The 19,321-nt window shown below is 67.1% G+C and carries 19 protein-coding genes; 14 read left to right on the forward strand and 5 right to left on the reverse strand.

The genetic code is table 11. The features are described 5' to 3' along the window. Positions 1-11: 11 nt before the first annotated feature. Positions 12-500, reverse strand: coding sequence for a hypothetical protein (locus NV1_RS30585; RefSeq protein ID WP_157117467.1), 489 nt, complete (start codon positions 498-500; stop codon positions 12-14). Between the two features lie 135 nt (positions 501-635). Here NV1_RS30585 and NV1_RS30590 point away from each other — a divergent pair, with 135 nt between their 5' ends. Both NV1_RS30590 and NV1_RS30595 read left to right on the forward strand, forming a co-directional pair. Further along, positions 636-3,182, forward strand: a complete 2,547-nt coding sequence (locus NV1_RS30590; RefSeq protein ID WP_067899264.1) for a tetratricopeptide repeat protein — start codon at positions 636-638, stop codon at positions 3,180-3,182. A 76-nt stretch (positions 3,183-3,258) separates the two neighbouring features. Continuing rightward, positions 3,259-4,179 (forward strand): MBL fold metallo-hydrolase, encoded by a 921-nt coding sequence (locus NV1_RS30595; protein ID WP_067899410.1) that lies wholly within the window; start codon positions 3,259-3,261, stop codon positions 4,177-4,179. A 25-nt stretch (positions 4,180-4,204) separates the two neighbouring features. Here NV1_RS30595 and NV1_RS30600 read toward each other — a convergent pair whose 3' ends face one another. After that, positions 4,205-4,648: a pyridoxamine 5'-phosphate oxidase family protein gene (locus tag NV1_RS30600; RefSeq protein ID WP_067899267.1), complete on the reverse strand. Its 444-nt coding sequence runs from the start codon at positions 4,646-4,648 to the stop codon at positions 4,205-4,207. 178 nt (positions 4,649-4,826) lie between these two features. Between NV1_RS30600 and NV1_RS30605 the strand changes: the two genes are divergently transcribed. From NV1_RS30605 to NV1_RS30625, 5 genes are all read left to right on the forward strand, one after another. Continuing rightward, the gene (locus NV1_RS30605; protein WP_067899270.1) at positions 4,827-5,228 is read left to right on the forward strand and encodes an NYN domain-containing protein; all 402 of its coding nucleotides are present in this window, start codon (positions 4,827-4,829) and stop codon (positions 5,226-5,228) included. A 93-nt stretch (positions 5,229-5,321) separates the two neighbouring features. Further along, positions 5,322-5,771, forward strand: a complete 450-nt coding sequence (locus NV1_RS30610) for a Cif family virulence factor (protein ID WP_067899274.1) — start codon at positions 5,322-5,324, stop codon at positions 5,769-5,771. Positions 5,772-6,094: 323 nt separating this feature from the next. Further along, positions 6,095-6,589 carry a methylated-DNA--[protein]-cysteine S-methyltransferase gene (locus NV1_RS30615; protein ID WP_067899414.1) on the forward strand — a complete coding sequence of 165 codons (495 nt, stop codon included), beginning with the start codon at positions 6,095-6,097 and terminating at the stop codon, positions 6,587-6,589. Continuing rightward, a complete protein-coding gene (locus NV1_RS30620; protein WP_067899279.1) occupies positions 6,570-7,298 on the forward strand; it encodes a 2OG-Fe(II) oxygenase in 729 nt (242 codons plus the stop codon). The genes NV1_RS30615 and NV1_RS30620 overlap by 20 nt, the downstream gene beginning before the upstream one ends. 136 nt (positions 7,299-7,434) lie before the next feature. After that, positions 7,435-8,964 (forward strand): substrate-binding domain-containing protein, encoded by a 1,530-nt coding sequence (locus tag NV1_RS30625; protein WP_067899282.1) that lies wholly within the window; start codon positions 7,435-7,437, stop codon positions 8,962-8,964. A gap of 12 nt (positions 8,965-8,976) precedes the next feature. Here the strand turns inward: NV1_RS30625 and NV1_RS30630 are convergent, their stop codons facing one another. Further along, the gene (locus NV1_RS30630) at positions 8,977-10,137 is read right to left on the reverse strand and encodes an acyl-CoA dehydrogenase family protein (RefSeq protein WP_067899284.1); all 1,161 of its coding nucleotides are present in this window, start codon (positions 10,135-10,137) and stop codon (positions 8,977-8,979) included. 165 nt (positions 10,138-10,302) lie between these two features. On the opposite strand from NV1_RS30630, the gene NV1_RS30635 reads away from it, so the two are divergent. The 6 genes from NV1_RS30635 to NV1_RS30660 all read left to right on the forward strand — a co-directional run bounded on the left by NV1_RS30635 (position 10,303) and on the right by NV1_RS30660 (position 15,738). Next, entirely contained in the window at positions 10,303-10,890 is a 588-nt protein-coding gene (locus NV1_RS30635; RefSeq protein WP_067899286.1) for a TetR/AcrR family transcriptional regulator, read from the forward strand. Positions 10,891-11,100: 210 nt separating this feature from the next. Next, entirely contained in the window at positions 11,101-12,174 is a 1,074-nt protein-coding gene (locus NV1_RS30640; RefSeq protein ID WP_067899290.1) for an MCE family protein, read from the forward strand. Positions 12,175-12,253: 79 nt separating this feature from the next. Beyond that, positions 12,254-12,856, forward strand: a complete 603-nt coding sequence (locus NV1_RS30645) for a TetR/AcrR family transcriptional regulator (protein WP_218027242.1) — start codon at positions 12,254-12,256, stop codon at positions 12,854-12,856. 100 nt (positions 12,857-12,956) lie between these two features. Next, positions 12,957-14,156 (forward strand): cytochrome P450, encoded by a 1,200-nt coding sequence (locus NV1_RS30650; RefSeq protein ID WP_067899292.1) that lies wholly within the window; start codon positions 12,957-12,959, stop codon positions 14,154-14,156. An 11-nt stretch (positions 14,157-14,167) separates the two neighbouring features. Further along, positions 14,168-14,362 carry a ferredoxin gene (locus tag NV1_RS30655; protein ID WP_067899295.1) on the forward strand — a complete coding sequence of 65 codons (195 nt, stop codon included), beginning with the start codon at positions 14,168-14,170 and terminating at the stop codon, positions 14,360-14,362. Positions 14,363-14,634: 272 nt separating this feature from the next. Continuing rightward, complete coding sequence (locus NV1_RS30660; RefSeq protein WP_067899299.1) at positions 14,635-15,738, forward strand: baeRF11 domain-containing protein; 1,104 nt, start codon at positions 14,635-14,637, stop codon at positions 15,736-15,738. A 281-nt stretch (positions 15,739-16,019) separates the two neighbouring features. On the opposite strand, the gene NV1_RS30665 is transcribed toward NV1_RS30660, so the two are convergent. Next, complete coding sequence (locus NV1_RS30665; RefSeq protein ID WP_084526000.1) at positions 16,020-16,862, reverse strand: DUF8020 domain-containing protein; 843 nt, start codon at positions 16,860-16,862, stop codon at positions 16,020-16,022. A 258-nt stretch (positions 16,863-17,120) separates the two neighbouring features. After that, positions 17,121-17,822: a VC0807 family protein gene (locus NV1_RS30675; protein WP_067899308.1), complete on the reverse strand. Its 702-nt coding sequence runs from the start codon at positions 17,820-17,822 to the stop codon at positions 17,121-17,123. A gap of 294 nt (positions 17,823-18,116) precedes the next feature. Here NV1_RS30675 and NV1_RS30680 point away from each other — a divergent pair, with 294 nt between their 5' ends. Continuing rightward, a complete protein-coding gene (locus NV1_RS30680; protein WP_218027243.1) occupies positions 18,117-19,310 on the forward strand; it encodes a sensor histidine kinase in 1,194 nt (397 codons plus the stop codon). Positions 19,311-19,321: the final 11 nt, after the last annotated feature.

The following is a 19,321-nucleotide window of genomic DNA, read 5'->3' on the forward strand; positions in this document are numbered from 1 at the left end:
CTATCGCCGAATCACTGTGCGTCGCTTCGCATATCGGCCTCCAGCTGCACCACCCGCCGTTGCAGCAACCAGACCTTGGTGACGACCCGATCGCAGAAACCTACGATGCCGCCCTGGGTCGACCACTGCGACATCCAGATGTCCACCTGGGTGATGCCGTCGTCGACCCGCTCGACATCGATGGACACCACCGGCTTCTTCAGAGTGGCCGCCGACATGCCGAATCCGCGTGGTTTGAAATTCAGCGCACCGCGCCCGTCCACGCGCTTCCAGCCGAACGTCCCGAATTCGTCCAGGATCGTCTCCATGACGAGCCCGACGGACGCGGACGTCCCCAAGGTCACCTGCCGCGTCGCCACGGCGCTGAGCACCCACCCCAACACCAGCACCGCACCGATCCAGATCAGGAACGCGACGAATCCCGCCCCGAACCCGCCGACCGCACCGACGCCGAACGTCGCGATCAGACCGACAGCCAACGCAACAAGGAAAATCTGCATGTCGAATACTCCAGTCTCGGAGTGGCCGAACACTTTCCGGCCTCCGTGAATTCCGTTGAATCCCATGACAACCGGAAAAATCCGTGGGGACGATTCAAAAATTAGCACCGCCGGGTGTGCCCGAAAATCATTCACATGTACGACATCCACGACGGAACCCAATTCGGAGATCACGCGATGGCCGATGCGGACATCGAAGTCGCGCAGGCTTTATTGGAGACCGGGCTCGACCTGCTCCAGCAGCAGGAAACGTCCCGGGCGATCGAATCGTTCGACCGGGCCCGGACCCTCTGCGCCGCACTCGGACTCGATCAGAATGCCGCACTCTGCCTGCGCTGGATCGGCCTGGCTCACCTCGGGGCCGAGAATCCGGCCGCCGCGTCGGAGGCGTTCATCGAGGCGATCGGGCTGCTCGATGACGGCAGCGAGTCCGAATTGCTCACCGACTGCGCCCATCTCGCGGCCGATACGCTCGACGCCCTCGATCGGCCCGAAGAGTCGATTCCGTATCTGCGGCAGGCGATTCGGGGTTATCGCGCCCTCGGTGATCCGGAGCGCGAAGCCGAATGCACGAGTGCGCTGGCGCTGGCGCTGGCCGACGTGGCGGAGTTCCGGTCCGCCTGGCAGACCATGCGCGAGGCGAGTGTGAAATTCATTGCCATCCAGAACCTTTCGGATGCCGCGGAATGCGTGCACGCCGCCGGGGATTTCGCTATGGCGGATGACGACGCGCACACCGCGCGCGAGCTGTATGCCGCCGCGGTGGAATCGTACCGGCGGGCCGAGGATGCAACGGGTCGCGCGTCGACCGAGCCGATCGCCGACTGCCGGGAGGCGCTGGCCGAGATACTCACCGAAGAGGGCCGCATCGACGAGGCGATCGAGGCGTTCGGCGCGGCGGCGACCGGATTGCGCACCGTGGGCAACCATCTGCGAGCGGGTGACTGCCACCGGCGGATCGGGATGTTGATGCTGAAGACGGGTCAAGTTGCTTTGGCGACAGAGGAATTCGGTCTGGCGACGGACGAATTGGCCGAATCCGGCGAACTCGGCATCGCCGCCGAGATGGCCGTCGTGCAGGGGTCGACGGCGCAGAATCTGGACCGGTACGACGAGGCGCGCGCGGCCTTCGAGCGGGCCCGTCAGTACCACGTCGCGACGGGTGACACGATCCAGATCGCGCGCTGTGACATGGAATTGGCCACTGTGACCCTGTCGCGAGGCGACTTCGAGGCAGCCGAACTCGCTCTCCGGCAGTGCTGCGCCGTATTCGAAGCCGCCGACGAGCGGCAGCTTTTCGCCCAGGCGCTACAGTACCTCGGTTCCACTGCGCTGCAACGAGGCGAATTCGCAAGGGCCCTCGAACTGGCCACGGCGACCGTGCCGCTCGCCGAGCAGGGCGAGGATCCCGAGTTCCACGCCGGCTGCCTGATGAACGTCGGCGCCGCACTGTTTTCCGTCGGCGAATACGAGCGGGCCACAACGCAAATCACGCAGGCTCGCCTGGCATTCGAGCGCATCGGGTCGTGGCCACTCGCGGCCGCCTGCCGGGCCACCGAGGGGGAATGCCTGCTGGCGCTCGGCCGCTACGACGAGTCGGAGCGAGCCCTCACCGAGGCTCTCGCCGCGCACAGCTCGTTCGGAACCCGCGCCCATCAGGCCTCTGCCGCACAGCATCTCGGCCTGCTGTACGCGGACACCGGGCGCCTGGACCGCGCGATCGACGCGTTCCACCATTCGATCGCACTGTTCACCGAGGTCGGCCGGACCGTGGACCTGGCTCAGGCGCGCGCGAATCTGGCCGGGGTGCACATGAAACAGGCCAACTTCGCCGACGCCGCCGCGGCCTTCCGCCTCGCCGCCGCGGATCTGGAGCGAATCGGTTTCCCACATCGGGCCGCCGCGTGCCGGCAGAACCTGGGGGTGGCGATCGTCATGCAGGGACATGCCGCCGAGGGGCTGGCCCTACTCGAATCGTCCCTGCGCCAGTTCGAATCCGACCCCGCGCACCGAGCGAACACCGCGGCCTGCCACCGGAACATCGGCATCGCGCACCGCGCCCGCGGCCACCACGAGCTCGCACTGACCCATCTGGCGCGCGCCCGCGAGATCAGCATGGAGCTGGGCGCGCTGGTCGAAGTGGCGCTCATCGACATTCTGATGGCGGAGACCGGCAGCATGCGGCCGGGCGGGTCCTTGCGTTCGGCTCTCGACCTCGCGCTTCCGGCGATGCTGTACGTGGAGTCCCGGCGAGTGCAGTTGTCGGACGCGGCCGGGCGCGTCGGCTCGGCCGCGTTGTACAGCGCACTGCAGGCCATGCTGTTCGACTGGGTGCACCGGCTCGCGGACGCGGCGCTGATGGCGGAGCTGATCGAGGTTTCGATCAACGTCGGCGTGCACGGCGGCCCTGCGCCGGACTCGACGACCACCGACCTCGCGTTGCTGATCGGCGAGACACTTCCCGGCCCTCCGGTCCAGGATCGCGCCCGGCGCCCCGGCGATGCACCCGCAAACCAGCCGTCCGATGCGGTGGGGGCGCTGATCCGCGGCGCGACCCTACCCATCCACCCGGCGCCGCCACTGCGGATGCCCGATGGCGCAATCGCACTGCAACGGCATCTCCGCGCGGCCGACGAGCGTTACGGCGGCTTCGACCGGCCGCCCGACCTGCGGGCCTGGTGACGGCGCGATCCTCGACCCGTTCCCGGCGCCGCGGCCCCTGCGCCCGATCGAACGGTCACGGGTGCAGGATGACGGGGTGAGAACTCCGTTCGGTCGTCCCGATCTCGCGCCCTACCGCGCCTACCAGCAGCGTTCCGGTGTGCGGCCCGGCGGGTTGACGGCGCACTTCCTCGGGACGAGCTCACTGCTGCTGTCGGATGGCGCGACCACTCTGCTGTGCGACGGATTCGTCACGCGTCCGGGACTGGTGCGGGTCGGGCTGGGGCGGATCGCGCCGGACGCGGGGCTGGTCCGCGCCGCGATCGAGCGGCTGAACGTGACGACACTGCACGCGGTGTTCTGCGCGCACTCGCATTACGACCATGCTCTCGATGCCCCGCTGTGGTGTCTGCAGACCGGGGCGGAGCTGGTCGGATCGGAGTCCACCGCGAATATCGGGCGCGGGCTCGGACTCGCCGAGAGCTCGTTGCGAGTGGTGGGTGACGGGGACACGGTCGACTACGGGGCCTTTACGCTGACATTCCTGGATTCGGTACACAGCCCGGGCGATCGGTATCCGGGCATCGTGACGCGCCCGCTGGTTCCACCGGCGCGTACCGGCGCGTGGAAGACCGGCACCGCGTACTCGGTGCTCATCGAGCATCCGACCGGACGAATCCTGTTGCACGCCAGCGCGAATCATCGCCCCGGGATGCTGACCGGGCGCAGCGCCGAGGTCGTCTACCTGGGCATCGGGGGCCTGGGCCGGCAATCGCGCGACTTCGTGCGACGGTACTGGGACGAGGTTGTCGGCGCGGTCGGCGCGCGCCGGGTCGTGCTGGTGCACTGGGACGATTTCTTCATCGGACTGGACAAGCCGCTGCGTCCGCTGCCGTACTTCGCGGATCGATTCGACGCGGCGATGGAGATGGTGCTGTTACTGGCACAGCGCGACGCCGTGGACGTGGTGCTGCCGGTCGCCTGGGAAGCCACCGATCCACACGGCGAGCCGAGCTGAACGTGCGGGACGGCCGGGCAGCCGCTCAGCCGTTGGCGTAGACGCGATCCGGAACGAGCAGGACGACCGCACGGCGTTCCTCGGCCATCACCCGGTCGTACTCGTCCCAATCCTCGTGGGTGCCCCCGGCCGCGGTGAACACCTCGCGCAGCAGCAGGCGCAGGCGTTCGGTGTCGATGCCGGGGACCGGATCGTCGGGTCCGGCGATCCACACCGGCCCCTCGGCCGCGGCCCACTCCCAGCCGACGCGCACGACGGCCGTCATCCGGGGCCGCGCCCGCAGATTCGTCAGCTTGCGGGTGCCACCGCGCAACACCATCCCGACCACGTCCTCGCCGGTCAGTGGATGTTTCAGCACGCCCGCGTTGACGAGCGAGGAGTGGATCGTGCCGTCCGCCCGGGCGGTCGACACCACGCTGAGCCCATGATCACCGGCGATCAGCCGGGCGAAATCCGCGAGATCGGTCACCTGGGCAGTCTACGGAATTCCGCGGCGGCGGATGCGCCCGTGGCGGCGTGCGCGCGGTGAATACGCAGTACGAGAAAGCATCTCGCTGAGGCTGACCCGTGGGCGATACCGCTGTGCCTGATCAGCTTCGCGGTATGGCAAGCCGCCCGCCCGATTCCCCCTGGTGGAGACTGAGGGCATGGTGGACGATTCGGTGCGGATGCTCGTCGTGGACGCGGCCAATGTCGTCGGCTCCCGCCCCGACGGCTGGTGGCGTGACCGCGCGGGAGCGGCCCGCCGGTTGCTGACGGGATTGGCGGTGTTGCGCGAACGCCTCCCGCAATCGTGCGAGGTGATCGTCGTCCTCGAAGGTGCCGCGAAAGCGGTGAGCGACAATGAATTCCGCAATCTGAGGGTGGTACGTGCCGCGGGTTCGGGAGACGACGCGATTGTCGCGGCCGCGGCCGGACACAGCGACCGGTCACGGGTCCTGGTCGTCACCGCGGACCGCGGTCTGCGCACCCGCATCGAAGCGCTGGGCGCACGCACAACCGGGCCACGATGGCTCCTGGACCGGATCGATTCGGCCCGAAATCCGTAGCCGAGGGGGAGACCGTCACCTCGCCCACACCGCTTGACCTGAACTTCGGTTGAGTTTGCAGGCTGTGATCAGTACCGGAAAGCGGAGGATGACATGAATACTCGACCGAACGTGCACGACCCGGCCGCCGATGCGACCGCACGAGCCGTCGCCGCGGACCTCGCCGCCGAATTGCAGCAGGCGGGTGAGACCGCCGACGCCGACCGCTACGACCACTCGTTCGCCGCGGATGTGTTGTGGGGCAGCCCTTTCGGCGCGCTGATCGTGGGATACAGCCGGATCAACGCGATCCACCGCCGAATGATGGGGCTGAGCAAACCCGTCGCTCCGCCGTCTCGCTTCGAGGTCGTGGTGGCCAACAGCCCGGCTCCGGGCGTGGTCGTCACCCAGATTCGCAGACAGGCCCTCGACCCGCGGGCGTTCTCCGAAGTCGCCCTGTATGTCCTGGTGGAACGCGACGGGCGATGGTGGCTGTCCGCCGCGCAGAACACCCCGGTAGACGAATCGAGATCGTTCCTGACGCGCACGAACCCCGATTCCTGATTCCGCGTCCCGCCGAGCTTCGTACCGTCGCCCCTGCGTAACAGCAACGGAACGGCCATCGTTTCGACATGAGTAAGCTCGGCGCGCTCCTGGCGGAGAGCGAGATCGATATCCGTCCCGGGCAAGCGGGCACCGACTGATCGGATCCCGGCCGGCCCATCACGGTCGACGATTCGTCCGATTTCCGCGTGGGTATGGCCACGAACAGGCAATACGGTGCCGAACCGGCGCCGAATGCCATGTCCGATTACCGCTGGTATCGGGTGTGGAACTGGGGCAGAGTCGTCGGTGGGGATATGACGCGACAAGTGAGAGGAATCGCGATGGCCGTGTACGCGACAATGAACAGCCCGGTCGGGGACTTGCTGCTGACCGGCGAGCTCGGCCGCAATGGCCTCGCGCTCGTTTCGGTGTCCATGAGCGGCGGGAAACAGCCCTCGTTCGTGGGCGAGCGGACCGCCACGCCGGAGGCGTTCACCGAGGTGACCACCCAGCTGAACGCCTATTTCGCGGGCGATCGAACGGATTTCGATCTCGAATATGCCAGTGCCGGAACAGATTTCCAGCGACGCGTGTGGCGCGCACTGGACGAGATCCGCTACGGAACGACCGTCAGCTATGGCTGGATAGCCGAGCGGATCGGCGCGTCCCGCGCGGCGGTGCGCGCGGTGGGCGCGGCCATCGGCGCGAACCCGTTGCTGATCGTACGGCCGTGTCACCGAGTCGTCGGGGCGAACGGTTCCCTGACCGGCTACGCGGGCGGCCTCGACAACAAGCGAGTACTCCTGGAACTCGAAAATGCCAGCTGTGCAATCTGATTCGAGCGATATCGCCAACCGGGTCGAGAACCAGAATTGGCCCGCACTGGTCGAGGAGCTGGACGAGTACGGGTACGCGCTCACCGGACCGCTGCTGCTTCCCGAGGAATGCCGGGCGCTGGCCGCTCTGTACGATCGCCCCGAGTTGTTCCGCAGCACTGTGGTCATGTCCCGACATCGCTTCGGCTCAGGTGAATACCGCTATTTCGACCACGATCTGCCGGGGCTGGTTCACGAACTGCGCACGGCGTTCTATCCGAAACTTCTTCCCGTCGCCCGGGATTGGGCGGTGAAATTCGGCCGCCCCGGAAGCTGGCCCGAACGCCTGGAGGACTGGATCGCCCTGTGCCACCAGGCCGGACAGCGCAAGTCCGCGCAGATCCTGTTGCGCTACGGCCCCGGCGACTGGAATGCGCTGCACCGAGACCTGTTCGGCGACATGATCTTTCCACTCCAGGTGGTCATAGGCTTGGACGAGCCCGGCCGCGACTACACCGGCGGCGAATTCCTCATGGTCGAGCAGCGCCCGCGAGCCCAATCCCGCGGCTCGGCGACGTTGCTACCGCACGGCCACGGACTGATCTTCACCACCCGCGAGCGCCCGGTACGTGGGGCCCGCGGGTGGTCCGCCGCCCCGATGCGCCACGGGGTGAGCGTCGTGCGGTCCGGCCACCGCCACACCCTCGGTCTGGTCTTCCACGACGCCTGATGCGCCCCGATCGCGCGGGCAGCACTCGAACCATCCAGGCGGTGAATAGTTGCCCAACACTGAGGTCAGCGGGTCGGCTCGCGGGCATCCGGGGCGAAAATGGCTGGACATCAAGATATTCGGGGGATAGATCCGAGTGGACAGCTATCTGGTGCAGATCGGGTTGCCGGTCATCGCACTCGTGGTGTCGTTGGTCGCGTTCTTCTGGGAATTCGTGGTCATGCGGCGCAAGCGCCTGGGCTATCGAGTGCAGATGGACACTCCGCTGACCGGGGAGACCAAGTCGGTATTTCCGGGCGTCCTGGAACAATTGGAGCCGGACGGGGGTACCGCGGATACGCATCTGCGGGACCTGTCGATCGTGTTGATTCGCGTGGAGAACGACGGTGTCACGAACATCGATTCCGCCGATTACGCGATGCCGGACGACGAACGGGTCGGGTTGCGGTTGCATTTCCCGCATCGCCGGATCGCCGGAATGGCGGTGACCGAGCTCAGCGATAGCGTGCTCGGGTCCTATCTCGAGCCGGGCCGGGGCATCGCCGCGCACGCGGACGAAGCGCACGACCTGGGCATCATCGACCTGCCGAAGGTGCCGATGAACCGGCGGGACCACTACAAGATCCTCGCCGTTCTCTCGCGCGGGACCGGCGACGGCCCGTATCCGGAACCCTCACTGCACGGCAAGCTCAAGGGCGGGCGAGTCCGCGCGACCCAGAGCCGCACCGGGCTGTCCCGAAATATCCTGGCGTTCATCGGATTTCTGGTGATCGTGATCGTCGTGCAGTTCGGCGTCTCGCTGGCCGGAGACAATCCGCCGGCGCCGGACTGCCTCGCGGGCCGGCTCACTGTGGTGGGGTCCTCGGCCTTCGAACCGGTGATCCGGGATGCCGCCACCGCCTACCGGAAGACCTGTCCAGCAGCAGATTTCACCTTCGCATTCGACGGCAGCGAACGCGGGCTGACCACCGTCGACGAGGAGGGCCACGGTGATCCGGGGCTGCTGGCGATCACCGACGGCCCCAAGGGCGTCGGCTATCCGGCTCTGCTGCCGCGCCCGCTGGCCATGGCCGTGTTCTCGGTGATCGTGCACGGCGATCTCGGCGTGCCGAATCTGACCGCCCAGCAGATCCGGGATCTGTTCGAGGGCCGGATCGGCAACTGGAACAAGCTCGGCGGCCCCGACCTGCCGGTGCGACTCGTCAACCGCGCCTTCGGATCCGGCACTCGGGAGACCTTCCAGCAGCGACTGCTCGGCGGCAACTCCGTGACGCTGCCCGAGGCAAGCTGCCGGACCATCCAGGTCACGAATCCGCCCGGCGTGGCCGCCTGCGAGGTGCCGCTGACCGGTGACATGCTGAAGGCCGTCGCCGCCATTCCCGGCGCGGTCGGCTACTCCTCCTACACCGAGGCCGCCGGATATCCGGGAGTCACCGTGGTCTCCATCGACGGGCATCAGGCCACCCGCGACGAGGTGCTCGCGCACGACTACGCGCTCTGGGGCGTCGAATACGCCTACAGCAACGGCGAATTGCCGTACGATTCGCTCGCCGCGGCATTCCTGCGCTATCTCACCGACCGCGCGGGCAAGGACATCATCCGCTCGCACGGCGGCACACCGTGCGGTGAACTCGCCGATCCCGCCGCGTGCAGCCCGCAGCGATGACGCCCGCGGCGGTCACAGCGATCGGGAGATGATCTCTTTCATGATTTCGCTTGTGCCACCGTAGATTCGGTTCACCCGCGAGCCGGTGTACATATTGGCGATCGGATATTCCATCATGTAGCCGTAGCCGCCGAAGAGTTGCAGGCATTTGTCGACCACCTTGTCGGCGGTCTCGGCGGCGAACAATTTGGCCATGGACGCGGTCGCCGGATCGTTCTGCCCGCCGACGTACTGCGAGATCGCGTAGTCCACAAGGGTTTTGATGGCCAGCGCCTCGGTCTTGACCTCGGCGAGGGTGAAGGCGTTGTGCTGGAACTTGCCGATCGGGCGGCCGAACGCCTCCCGCTCGCGCGAATACCGCAGCGCTTCGAGCACCGCGGCCTCGGCCAGTGCGGAGCAGATGGTGGCGATGATGAGCCGCTCGCGGGCCAGTTGTTCCATGAGCTGGTAGAAGCCCAGACCCTCCTGCGCGCCGAGCAGATTCGCGACCGGCACGCGCATATCGGAGAAGAACAGCTCGCGGGTGTCCTGCGCGTGCTGGCCCATCTTCTCCAGCACCCGGCCCCGCTCGAAGCCGGGCAGATCCCGGGTCTCGGCCACGATCAGCGAGACGCCCGCGGCGCCCTTGGACGGATCGGTCTTGGCGACGATGACGACCAGATCGCAGTGGGTACCGTTGGAAATGAACGTCTTCGAACAGTTTACGACGTAATGGTCGCCGTCGCGAATCGCGGTGGTGCGCACCGCCTGCAGATCCGAACCCGTCCCCGGCTCGGTCATGGCGACGGCCAGCACCAACTCACCGGCGATGATGCCCGGCAGCCACTTCGCCCGCTGTTCCGGACTGCCGTACTGGTGGATGTAGTGCGACACGATCGGCGAGTGCACCGAGAAGCCGAAACCGTTGTCGTGCGCGTAGACCAGCTCCTCCTGCACAACGGCCTGCATACCGAAATCGCCTCCGGCGCCGCCGAATTCCTCCGGCAGATCCAGTCCGAGCAGACCCGCCGCACCGGCCTTGTTCCAGAACTCGCGGTCGACCATGTGCTGAGCGCTCCAGCGCTCGCGGTGCGGCGCGCTCTCCTTGCGGAAGAAGGCCGCCGCGTGCTTGCGCAGTTCGCGATGTTGGTCGGTCTCCCAGGAGGGACGGTAGTCGGGGAAGAGTTCGGACATGCGTGATCCCTCTGCTTTCCGGCGCGCGGGGTGACACCCCCGGTCGTTCACGGCAACGGACAGTACAGTTGTACTGTTCACCGGTCAATAGCACCGCAACAACCTACGGAACTGAGCTACTACACGACGTAAGATCTCCGCCAGACCCAGACGAGCTGAGGACCGATGCTGAATCCACGCGCGACGAACGAGGATCTGACCGCCAAAGCGCGGATCCGCAATGCCGCCATGGATCTGTTCGCGCAGTACGGCGAGTCCCGAGTGTCGCTCCGGGCGGTCGCCGCCGAGGCGGGCGTGACCCTCGGCCTGGTCCAGCACCACTTCAAGACCAAGGCGGGCCTGCGCGAGGCCGTCGACCAACTGGTGAGCGAGTACTTCTATCAGGCAGTGCACTCGGTGCCCAATACCGGAACCCCCGGCGAGGTGGCGGGCGCTCGGGACGAGGCCGTGCGCGCGATGCTGCGTGAGAATCCGGCCGTGGTGAACTACATCCGTCGCGCGGTCCTCGAACCGGAGCCGGCGCGGCTGAAATTCCTGGAACGCCAGGTGGAGTTGGTGCGCAGCGAGGTCGTCGCGCTGCGCGAGGCGGGTTTGGCCTCGACCGCGCGTCGCGAATCGACCCAGGTGCTCGCGGTGCTGGTGCGACAGTTCGGCGAACTGCTGCTGGCGCCGATGATCGAGTCGGTCTGGCAGATGGTTGCCGACGAGGCCGATACCGCCAAACCACGACTCAACGTGACCGTCGAGGAATGATCCTGCGTTAGCCGTGACGTTGCCGAGCGCTGTGACCGGCATCACACATCTGTCGTCGAATCCTGCTCGGGCACAAATGAATCGCCGCTGGCGGTACAGATGTCCAGAAAATTGTTCAACTGCGCCGCCGGGGCGGCGCAACGCTGCTACCTTGGCTTACTACCGGGCGATGCCTCGTCACCAGCCGTCCCCGCCCCGAGGAGCAGCACCATGAAATCTGGAAGATGGGGCGCGGCGGTGGCGCTGATCGGCATGGTCGCACTGGTGTGCGCCGGTTGCTCGGCGATATTCGGAGGTCGAGGGCCGACCCACATCACGGCCGATTTCCGCAGTATCTCGGGCATGTTCGCGGGCAATCCGGTCACCGTGCTGGGCCTGCGGGTCGGCACGGTCGACAAGATCGTCCCGCATGCCCGGTACGCCGAGGTCCACCTGAGTATCGACCACGACGTCACGATCCCCGAAAACGTCACGGCCGCGCTGATTTCGCAGTCCATCGTGACCGATCGGCATATCGAACTGTCCCCCGCCTACACTGGCGGCCCGGCCCTGTCCGACGGCGCGCACCTGACCGTCGAATCCACCCGCAGCCCAGTCGAATTGGACACCCTGCTGCAGACCATCGACAAGTTCACCGCCGCCCTGGCTCCGCCGCCGGGGAGCACGGGGGGCCCGCTGTCGGGCACCCTGCTCTACGACATGGTCGACGGCCGGGGCGCGAAGATCCGCGACACCTTGCGGGCATTGACCGGCGCTCTGCGAACGGGCGTGGACAACCGCGACGCGATCTCGCAGATCATCGTCCAGCTCAACGATCTGACCTCGATGCTCGCCGACAACGACCAAGCCGTGCGGGAATTCGGGAACAACGTCACCCGGATGTCCACGATGCTCGCGGAGCAAGCCCCCGGACTCCAGGCGACCCTGGATCAACTCGAGTCGTTCCTGGCCAATACCGGCACCACCTTCGGGGGTTATCAGGATCGGCTGGCCACCAGCCTGACCGGGCTGACGAACGTCACCGATCAATTGCGCGCCAACGCGTCCCAGCTCACCGAGACCGTGGACGTCGCGCCGCTGACCCTGGAGAACCTCGATCGGCTGGTCGATCGCCGCGGCCGGTTCGGCCGCGCCCATGCGCTCATCGGCACCGTCAGCGGGGAGATCGTCAGCACCTTCTGCGAGCGGGTCGGGTTGCGGGCCGATGGCTGCCGGACCGGACAGGTTCAGGATCTCGGCCCTGATTTCGGCCTGACCGCGGCGATTCTGGGGCTCACCCGATGATTCCGGCTACTCGGCGACGCTCGCCGGCACTGGCGGGCAGGGCCGGACTCGCAGCACCGGCAACAGTTACAGTGCTCGCGTGGGTGAGACCTCGCAACGCGCACGCAACCCCTGGGGCCAGGGCGAGCGCTTGCGGCTGGAAATCCTCGAGGCCGCCGCGCGGTTGCTGTCCGATCTGGGCAGTGAGGAGGGGCTCACGATCCGCGGCGTGGCCCGTGCGGCCGGAATCTCGCCGGCGAGCATCTATCAGCACTTCGACGATAAATCCGCGCTGGTCGACGGTCTGATCGAATACGACGCGACCCAACTGGCCGCGGCGATGGCCGCCGCGCAGGCAGAGCTACCGCACGACGCGGTGCTGGACCGGGTGCGCGCGCAGATGAAGGCATACTGCCGATTCGCCCTGGACAGTCCGGGCCACTACCGCCTGATGATCGACAACCGGCCCGCCCAGGCCACGCGTCCGGGCCCGCTGATGCAGTTCGTTCAGCAGGTGATCACCGCGTTCGAACGTTGCCGCGAGGCGGGGGTGCGATTGCGGCTGCCACCGGATCGGGCCGCGGTGGTGGTGTTCGTGGGCACGCACGGCCGGGTCGCGCTGTGGCATGCCAGCCAGGGCGCGCAGCCGGCCGAGACCGTGACGGATTTCGTCGACGAGCTCATCTCGCTCGTTATCGATTGACTCCCTTCACATCTCGCTAATCGTTGCTTAGCAGAACCAACCGGATCTATCCTGGCCGAGTTAGTGAACGATTGTTTAGTAACTCTGTCAGGGGGTCACCATGACCGAAGCCCTTCCCGCATTCCCCATGGCACGAGCCACCGGCTGCCCGTTCGATCCGCCGCCGCAGCTGCGCGAGCTCGATCCGGTCTCCCGGGTGCGAATCTGGAGCGGCGAAACACCATGGCTCGTCACGGGTTACGACGAGCAACGCGCCGTTCTGGCCGATCAGCGGTTCAGCGCCGACACCACCAAGGAGGGCTATCCGCATCAGTCGGCCGCGATCAACGCACGGCGGCGCACCTTCCGCGCGTTCATCGCGATGGACGATCCCGAACACGATCGACAGCGAAAGATGTTGACCCGCAACTTCATGGTCAAACGGGTCGAGGCGATGCGACCGCGGGTGCAGCAGATCGTGGACGGCCTGATCGACGATCTGCTCGCCGGTCCGCGGCCCGCGGATCTGGTGACCGCGTTCGCGCTGCCGGTGCCTTCGCTGGTCATCTGCGAACTGCTCGGCGTGCCATACGAGGATCACGAATTCTTCCAGTCCTGCAGCCGAAAGATGGTCTCCCGCAACACGCCTGCCGATGAAGCGGTGGCCGCGAACGAGGCGTTGCGCGAATATCTGCTGAAACTCATTGCGGCCAAACAGCGGACACCGACCGATGACCTGATCGGACGACTGGTCAGCGGGCAGGTCGCCGCGGGCGAGCTGACCGTGGACGAGGCCGCGGACATGTCCGTGCTGATGCTGATCGCCGGGCATGAGACGACCGCCAATATGATCGCGCTGGGCACCCTGGCGCTACTGGAACATCCCGACCAACTCGCCGAACTGCGCGAGACCGATGATCCGGCGTTGATCGCGAACGCGGTCGAGGAGTTGCTGCGGTATCTGAACATCGTGCACAGCGGACGGCGGCGGGTCGCCTTGCAGGATGTCCAGGTCGGCGGACAGCTGGTGCGCGCGGGCGAGGGCGTCATCGTGGCCAATGACGCTGGTAACCGGGATGATTCGGCATTCCCGGACCCGGACGTACTCGACATCCACCGCAAGGCCCGGCATCACGTGGCATTCGGTTACGGCGTACATCAGTGCCTCGGGCAGCCGCTGGCGCGGATGGAGCTGCAGGTGGTCTACGGAACCTTGTACAAGCGGATACCCACGCTGCGCCTTGCGATTCCGATCGAGGACGTGCGGTTCAAACACGACATGGTCGTCTACGGCGTCCATTCCCTCCCCGTCGCCTGGTAAGGAGCTCGCTCATGAAAGTCATCGTGGATCAAGAGAAGTGCGTCGGATCGGGCCAGTGCGTGATGTTGTCCGATGCCGTGTTCGACCAGCGCGACGAGGACGGCGTCGTGGTGTTGCTCCAGGACCGGCCCGCCGCGGACCAGCACGAGGCGGTGCGTGAGGCCGCCCGGGTGTGTCCCGCGCTGGCGATCGAGATCGAGGAGTAGCGACCGGACACCTGGCAAACCGGATTGCGGGCCGTCGACCGGGTGGTCGGCGGCCCGCATCGCGACGCGTTCGACTCCGTACCTGCCCAGGTCCGGGAGGGTCGCGACCAATCGTGACCCGTTCGAGATCCAGCGAACCCTTCGCAAATGCTTCGAGCTCTTAATATCCTTCCCGAATGGGCCTCTGGCAACTGTCCGGCTCACGGTCGCTCGGCCTGCTCTGATCCGCCGACGGGCTCGAACCCGCCGACGCCGAGATACGGAGGATACGCATGCTGCACACCGATATTCCGACCCGCGGTGAGATCCTCGCCCTCGTATCGACCACGGAGCCGTGGTGCGTCTCGGTCTACACACCGACCGAGGTGGGCACGCGGACGCCGGACAAGAGTCGGGTCGCGTTCCAGAATCAGGCCCGGCAGGCGCTCGAGCAGGTCACCGACAAGGAGGCCCGGGTGGCTCTCGAGGAGGAGTTCGACGATCTGATCGACGACGACTACTACTGGCGGTATCAGTCGCGCACGCTGGTGGTGCTCGCGACACCCGAGCGGACCCGGACGTTCCGGGTGCCGAATCGGCTCGAGGCGAGCACCACGGTCGGGGATCGGTTCGACATCACACCACTGCTGCGCACCGTCACCTTTCCGCAGGACGCCTTCGTGCTGGCGCTGTCGGAGCACGCGGTGCGCCTGGTCGAGGTGACCCCGGACGAGCCCGCGCAGGACGTCGCGGTGGCCGGGTTGCCGGTGAGCCTGCCCGAGCACATCGGCCAGCCGGGCATGAGCCGCAGCCCGCGCGGACGACTGCAGGGCACCGAGGGCCGGAAGGTCCGGATCCGGCAATTCTGCCGCGCGGTGGATCAAGCGTTGCGAAACGTGTTGTCCGGCAGTGATATTCCACTGATCCTGGCCGCCACCGAACCGGCCGCATCGCTGTACCGCTCGGTGAACAGCTATCCCGGACTGCTGGCCGAGGAGATCGCGGGCAACCCGGAACATCTGTCCGACGCGGATTTGGCCGCCCGCGCCCGCACCGTACTCGACGGGCACTACGCCGACGAACTATCCGAGCTGCGCAGGGAATTCGAGCGACGTCGCGGTGACGGGCGAGCCACCTCGGATCTCTCCGATATCGCCCGCGCCGCGACGTACGGCTCGGTGCAGACCCTCATGGTGGATATCGACACCCCGATCGCGGGAACCGTCGGCGAGGACGGATCAGTCACCTTCGCATCCACCGGCGAGGTCGAAGCGCCGGGTGTCCTCGACGAAATCGCCCGCCGCGCACTGCTTTCCGACGGCCGAGTAGTAGCGGTGCGCGCCGCGGACCTGCCCGACGGCGCACCTGCGGCGGCCCTGCTGCGCTACGTTCCCTGACCGGGCGGCCCGGCCGCTGCGCGGTTCCCGTAGGCGACCGCCGGACGCGGGCGACCACCGCGAGGACGGCCCCGGCCGCGGTCACCACGCCCATCGGGACGGCGCGGTGCCCGCCCAGGCCGACCAGGGGGCCACGGCGGAATCTCGATGGCCACGAGACCGCCGTGCGCGTGCGCCACGATCTGCGATCGCGCCCACGCACACCCCGGCCAGGTACGTCCGTAGGCACGCCGACGGACGGGCCTCCCGGTGAGGAGACCCGCCCGTTTCATCGATGCGGACTATTTCTTGGGTGCCGGCGGGGCAGCCGGGTTGGTGCAGTACGCACCGGGCGTGGTGCACGGCTCGTTGATGGTGCTGAAGTACTGGTACGCCGACCACAGCATCATCGGGCCGCCGACCAGGATCGTGCCCAGCAGCGTGCCCACGGTGCCGATGGTCGCGACACCGGCGACGCAGCCGATGATCGCGCCGGGCAGCACACCCGCGAACAGAGTGGTGATCGCGGTGGAGACCGAACCGACCACGCCACCGGCGACACAGCCGACGGTGACGCCGATCAGAGCGCCGACCACGGCGCCGATCAGGCTCGAGATGGTGGCGCGCGAACCGAACGCCGACAACTCCTGCTGATCACGCGGGGTGAACGACTCGTCGATCTGCTTCGAACTCACCTGAGCGACCGGCTTCAGATTCTGCAGCCGGCTCTCCGAGATCGGGTGCGCGACCGGAGTCCCATTGGTGGTCCGCGGAGTCAGACGCACCTGGTGGGCGGCGATGTCGGCGTTGATCGGGAACTGGGTGTCGTCCTTGCGGTACACCAGCGGAACCGAGTCGACGACGACGCCTCTGGTATTCGAAATGGCCAGGCTGTCGCCGACCTTCTCGAATGTCGCGTCGGCGGCCCGGACGACGGCCGATCCGCCGTCACGGGTCACCGTGTAGTGGATGCCGTCGATATCCGCGGTCTGCGTAGCCGGGACAGTGTCGAACGACTTCGGCACAACCCGGATCGACGACGCGGGGGCCGGGGCCGCCGGTACGGCCGGGGCGGCATACGCGGGCGCGGCGGCGATTCCGACGACGCTCACCACCAACGCTGCACTCGCAGCAATTTTCCTCATCTGGTACGACCTCAAACCTTTCTTCGACCACGGTGGTCCTGCTCAATTCCGCGCGGGACCACCGATCCTCACCGGTCAATCAGGCCGTGCCAATATTTCGGAAAGGTGAAATTGAAATGGAAAGCCGAGCCTTTCCACAGAAACTCATCAGAAAATCGCCCGGCGAATTACAATCATTGTATCGGCGATTTCTTTGATTGAAATCCCCGATACAATGATGGAAATCTGTTCGCTCGTATCGAAAGAAAATCGGGCGAACTATGCGGCGGCGATCCGCGCGTCGATATTCATCCGCTTACGGGCGTGCATCGAATAGGCGAACGCGAGGCCCAGCGCTACCCACTCGACCGGATTACCGAGCCCGACCACCGTCGATACCGGCAACGTGGCGATCATCCCGAACCGCACCAGCGCTACCGCGGCGAACGCGCCGCCCCAGACCAGGGTCGACCGCAGAAAGATCCCACGAACCTCGGAGTCCCTGTGCCACAGCTCATCCCAGGCCCGAACCTGGTCCGGCCCGGACGCACGCAGGCGCTGGACGATGCCGAACATCGCCGGACGCCCGATCACGCAACTGCCCAACAGCAGAACGCCGATCACCGCATCGACGATGGGGTCCTTGGCCAGGATCATCCGCTCGCTGCCGCTCACCAGCGCCAACAGCAGCCCCAGACCGTTGATCGCGAGAACGAATCCGGCCAGGCCGTCGAAGCGACCCCGCGCCACCGCCGGCACCACCACCCACAGCGCCGAGACGACGGTGGAGCACAGCAGTGCGATGAAGCTGCTGTAGCCGAGCGCGGTGAGCAGGTAGTACGAGCCGATCGGAACCACGACCGGGCACAGATTCGCGAGGATCCGCTCGATCCGACCGGAACCGGCTGTGGCCGCGGAGGCTTCGCCGGGCGCGGGCTGTGTGGCAGGTGCGGGCTGTGTGGCAGGTGCGGGCCGGTACATCGGGTTCTCCCTGGTGATCGCCGAATTGGTCTGCCCATCAAGCTATTTCGCACGAGCTCGCGGCGCGTGGGCCGACGGATGGAATCGAACATCTCCACCCGGAGGTGTAGCGCGGACATCTCCACCCGCGGAATCCACCGTCGACAGGTTTCCGCTCACCCACGCACTGCCTAGGGTCGACATCGTCCGGTACAGCGTGCGCCCGCCGCGCCGGCGACGTACGACACACCGCAGGCGCGCTGCGCCGTCAGCGATCTATGACGATGCTGGGCGGTGACGATCCGGAGGAGAGTGATGACGCAGACGATCCTGCGTGCCGCACGACGGTTACTCGGCAGCGATCCGGAGAGCAGCCCGCTGTTCCGGATCATCGGCGGAGTGCTGCTGGCGGCGAATCTGCTGTGGAATCACCGCGACCCGGTACCCACGTGGCTGTGGATCGTGTTCGGCGGCGCATACGCGATCTTCCTGATCTACGAGGTCTACGGCGACAGTCGGCCGCGGCTGGTGACGCCCGCGCTGATCGCCTCGATGATGCTCGCCGCCGCCGCGTCGGGGCCGTGGCCCGACGCGAACGCGGTGAACGCCCCGGTGATCCAGCTGTGGGTGACCGTCGCCGTCTTCGCCCGGCAGATCACGGTGAGCACCCGCAGGATCGTGACCGCCGTCGCCGCCGCGGGCATGGTGTTGGCCGTCAGCGATCTGCTCGCGGGAGAGCTCACCGCCCATCTGCTCACACCCGCCGCGGTTCTGGTCATCGTCCTGCTGATGGGTCTGTACCGGCGCCAGTACCGCTGGCAGATCCATCAGACCGAAATGCTGCTCGAACAGACCCGCCGCGCCCAGCACGAACACGCCCGCGCCGCCGCGCTGGACGAGCGCGCCCGCATCGCCCGGGAGATGCACGACGTACTGGCGCACTCTCTCGGCGCGCTGACCGTACAACTCGAGGTCGCCGAGGGCCTGCTCAGCGAGAAGGGCGATGTGACCGGGGCATTGACCCACCTGCGTCGGTCCCAACGCCTCGCCCGGGACGGGCTCACCGAGGCGCGCGGCGCGGTGGCCGCGCTCCGCGAGGACGTTCCCCCACTGCCCGAAGCGGTGCGCGGACTCGTCGAGGGCTATCGCCGGGACCGGCGGATGAGCGTGGACTGCCTGGTCGACGGCGAACCGCGCGCCGTGCAATCGGCCGCGGTGGTGTCGCTGCTGCGCACCGCTCGCGAGGCGCTCACCAATGCCGCCAAGCACGCACCCGGCGCGGCGGTGACCGTGGCGCTGACCTTCGCTCCGCAACGAGTGCGGCTGTCGGTGCGCAATCCGATCCTCGCGGACACCGAACCGGCCGAGCCACCGCGGGCGGACGGCGAGGAGGGCGGGTACGGTCTGACCGGAATGCGCGAGCGCATCGCGTTGGTCGGCGGCACCCTGTCCGCCGGACCGGGACGCGACGGCCGCGACTGGGTGGTGACGGCGGAAGTACCCGGCTGAGCGGGCGGCCG

This window comes from Nocardia vaccinii NBRC 15922, assembly GCF_001613305.1.
Classification (GTDB): Bacteria; Actinomycetota; Actinomycetes; order Mycobacteriales; family Mycobacteriaceae; genus Nocardia; species Nocardia vaccinii.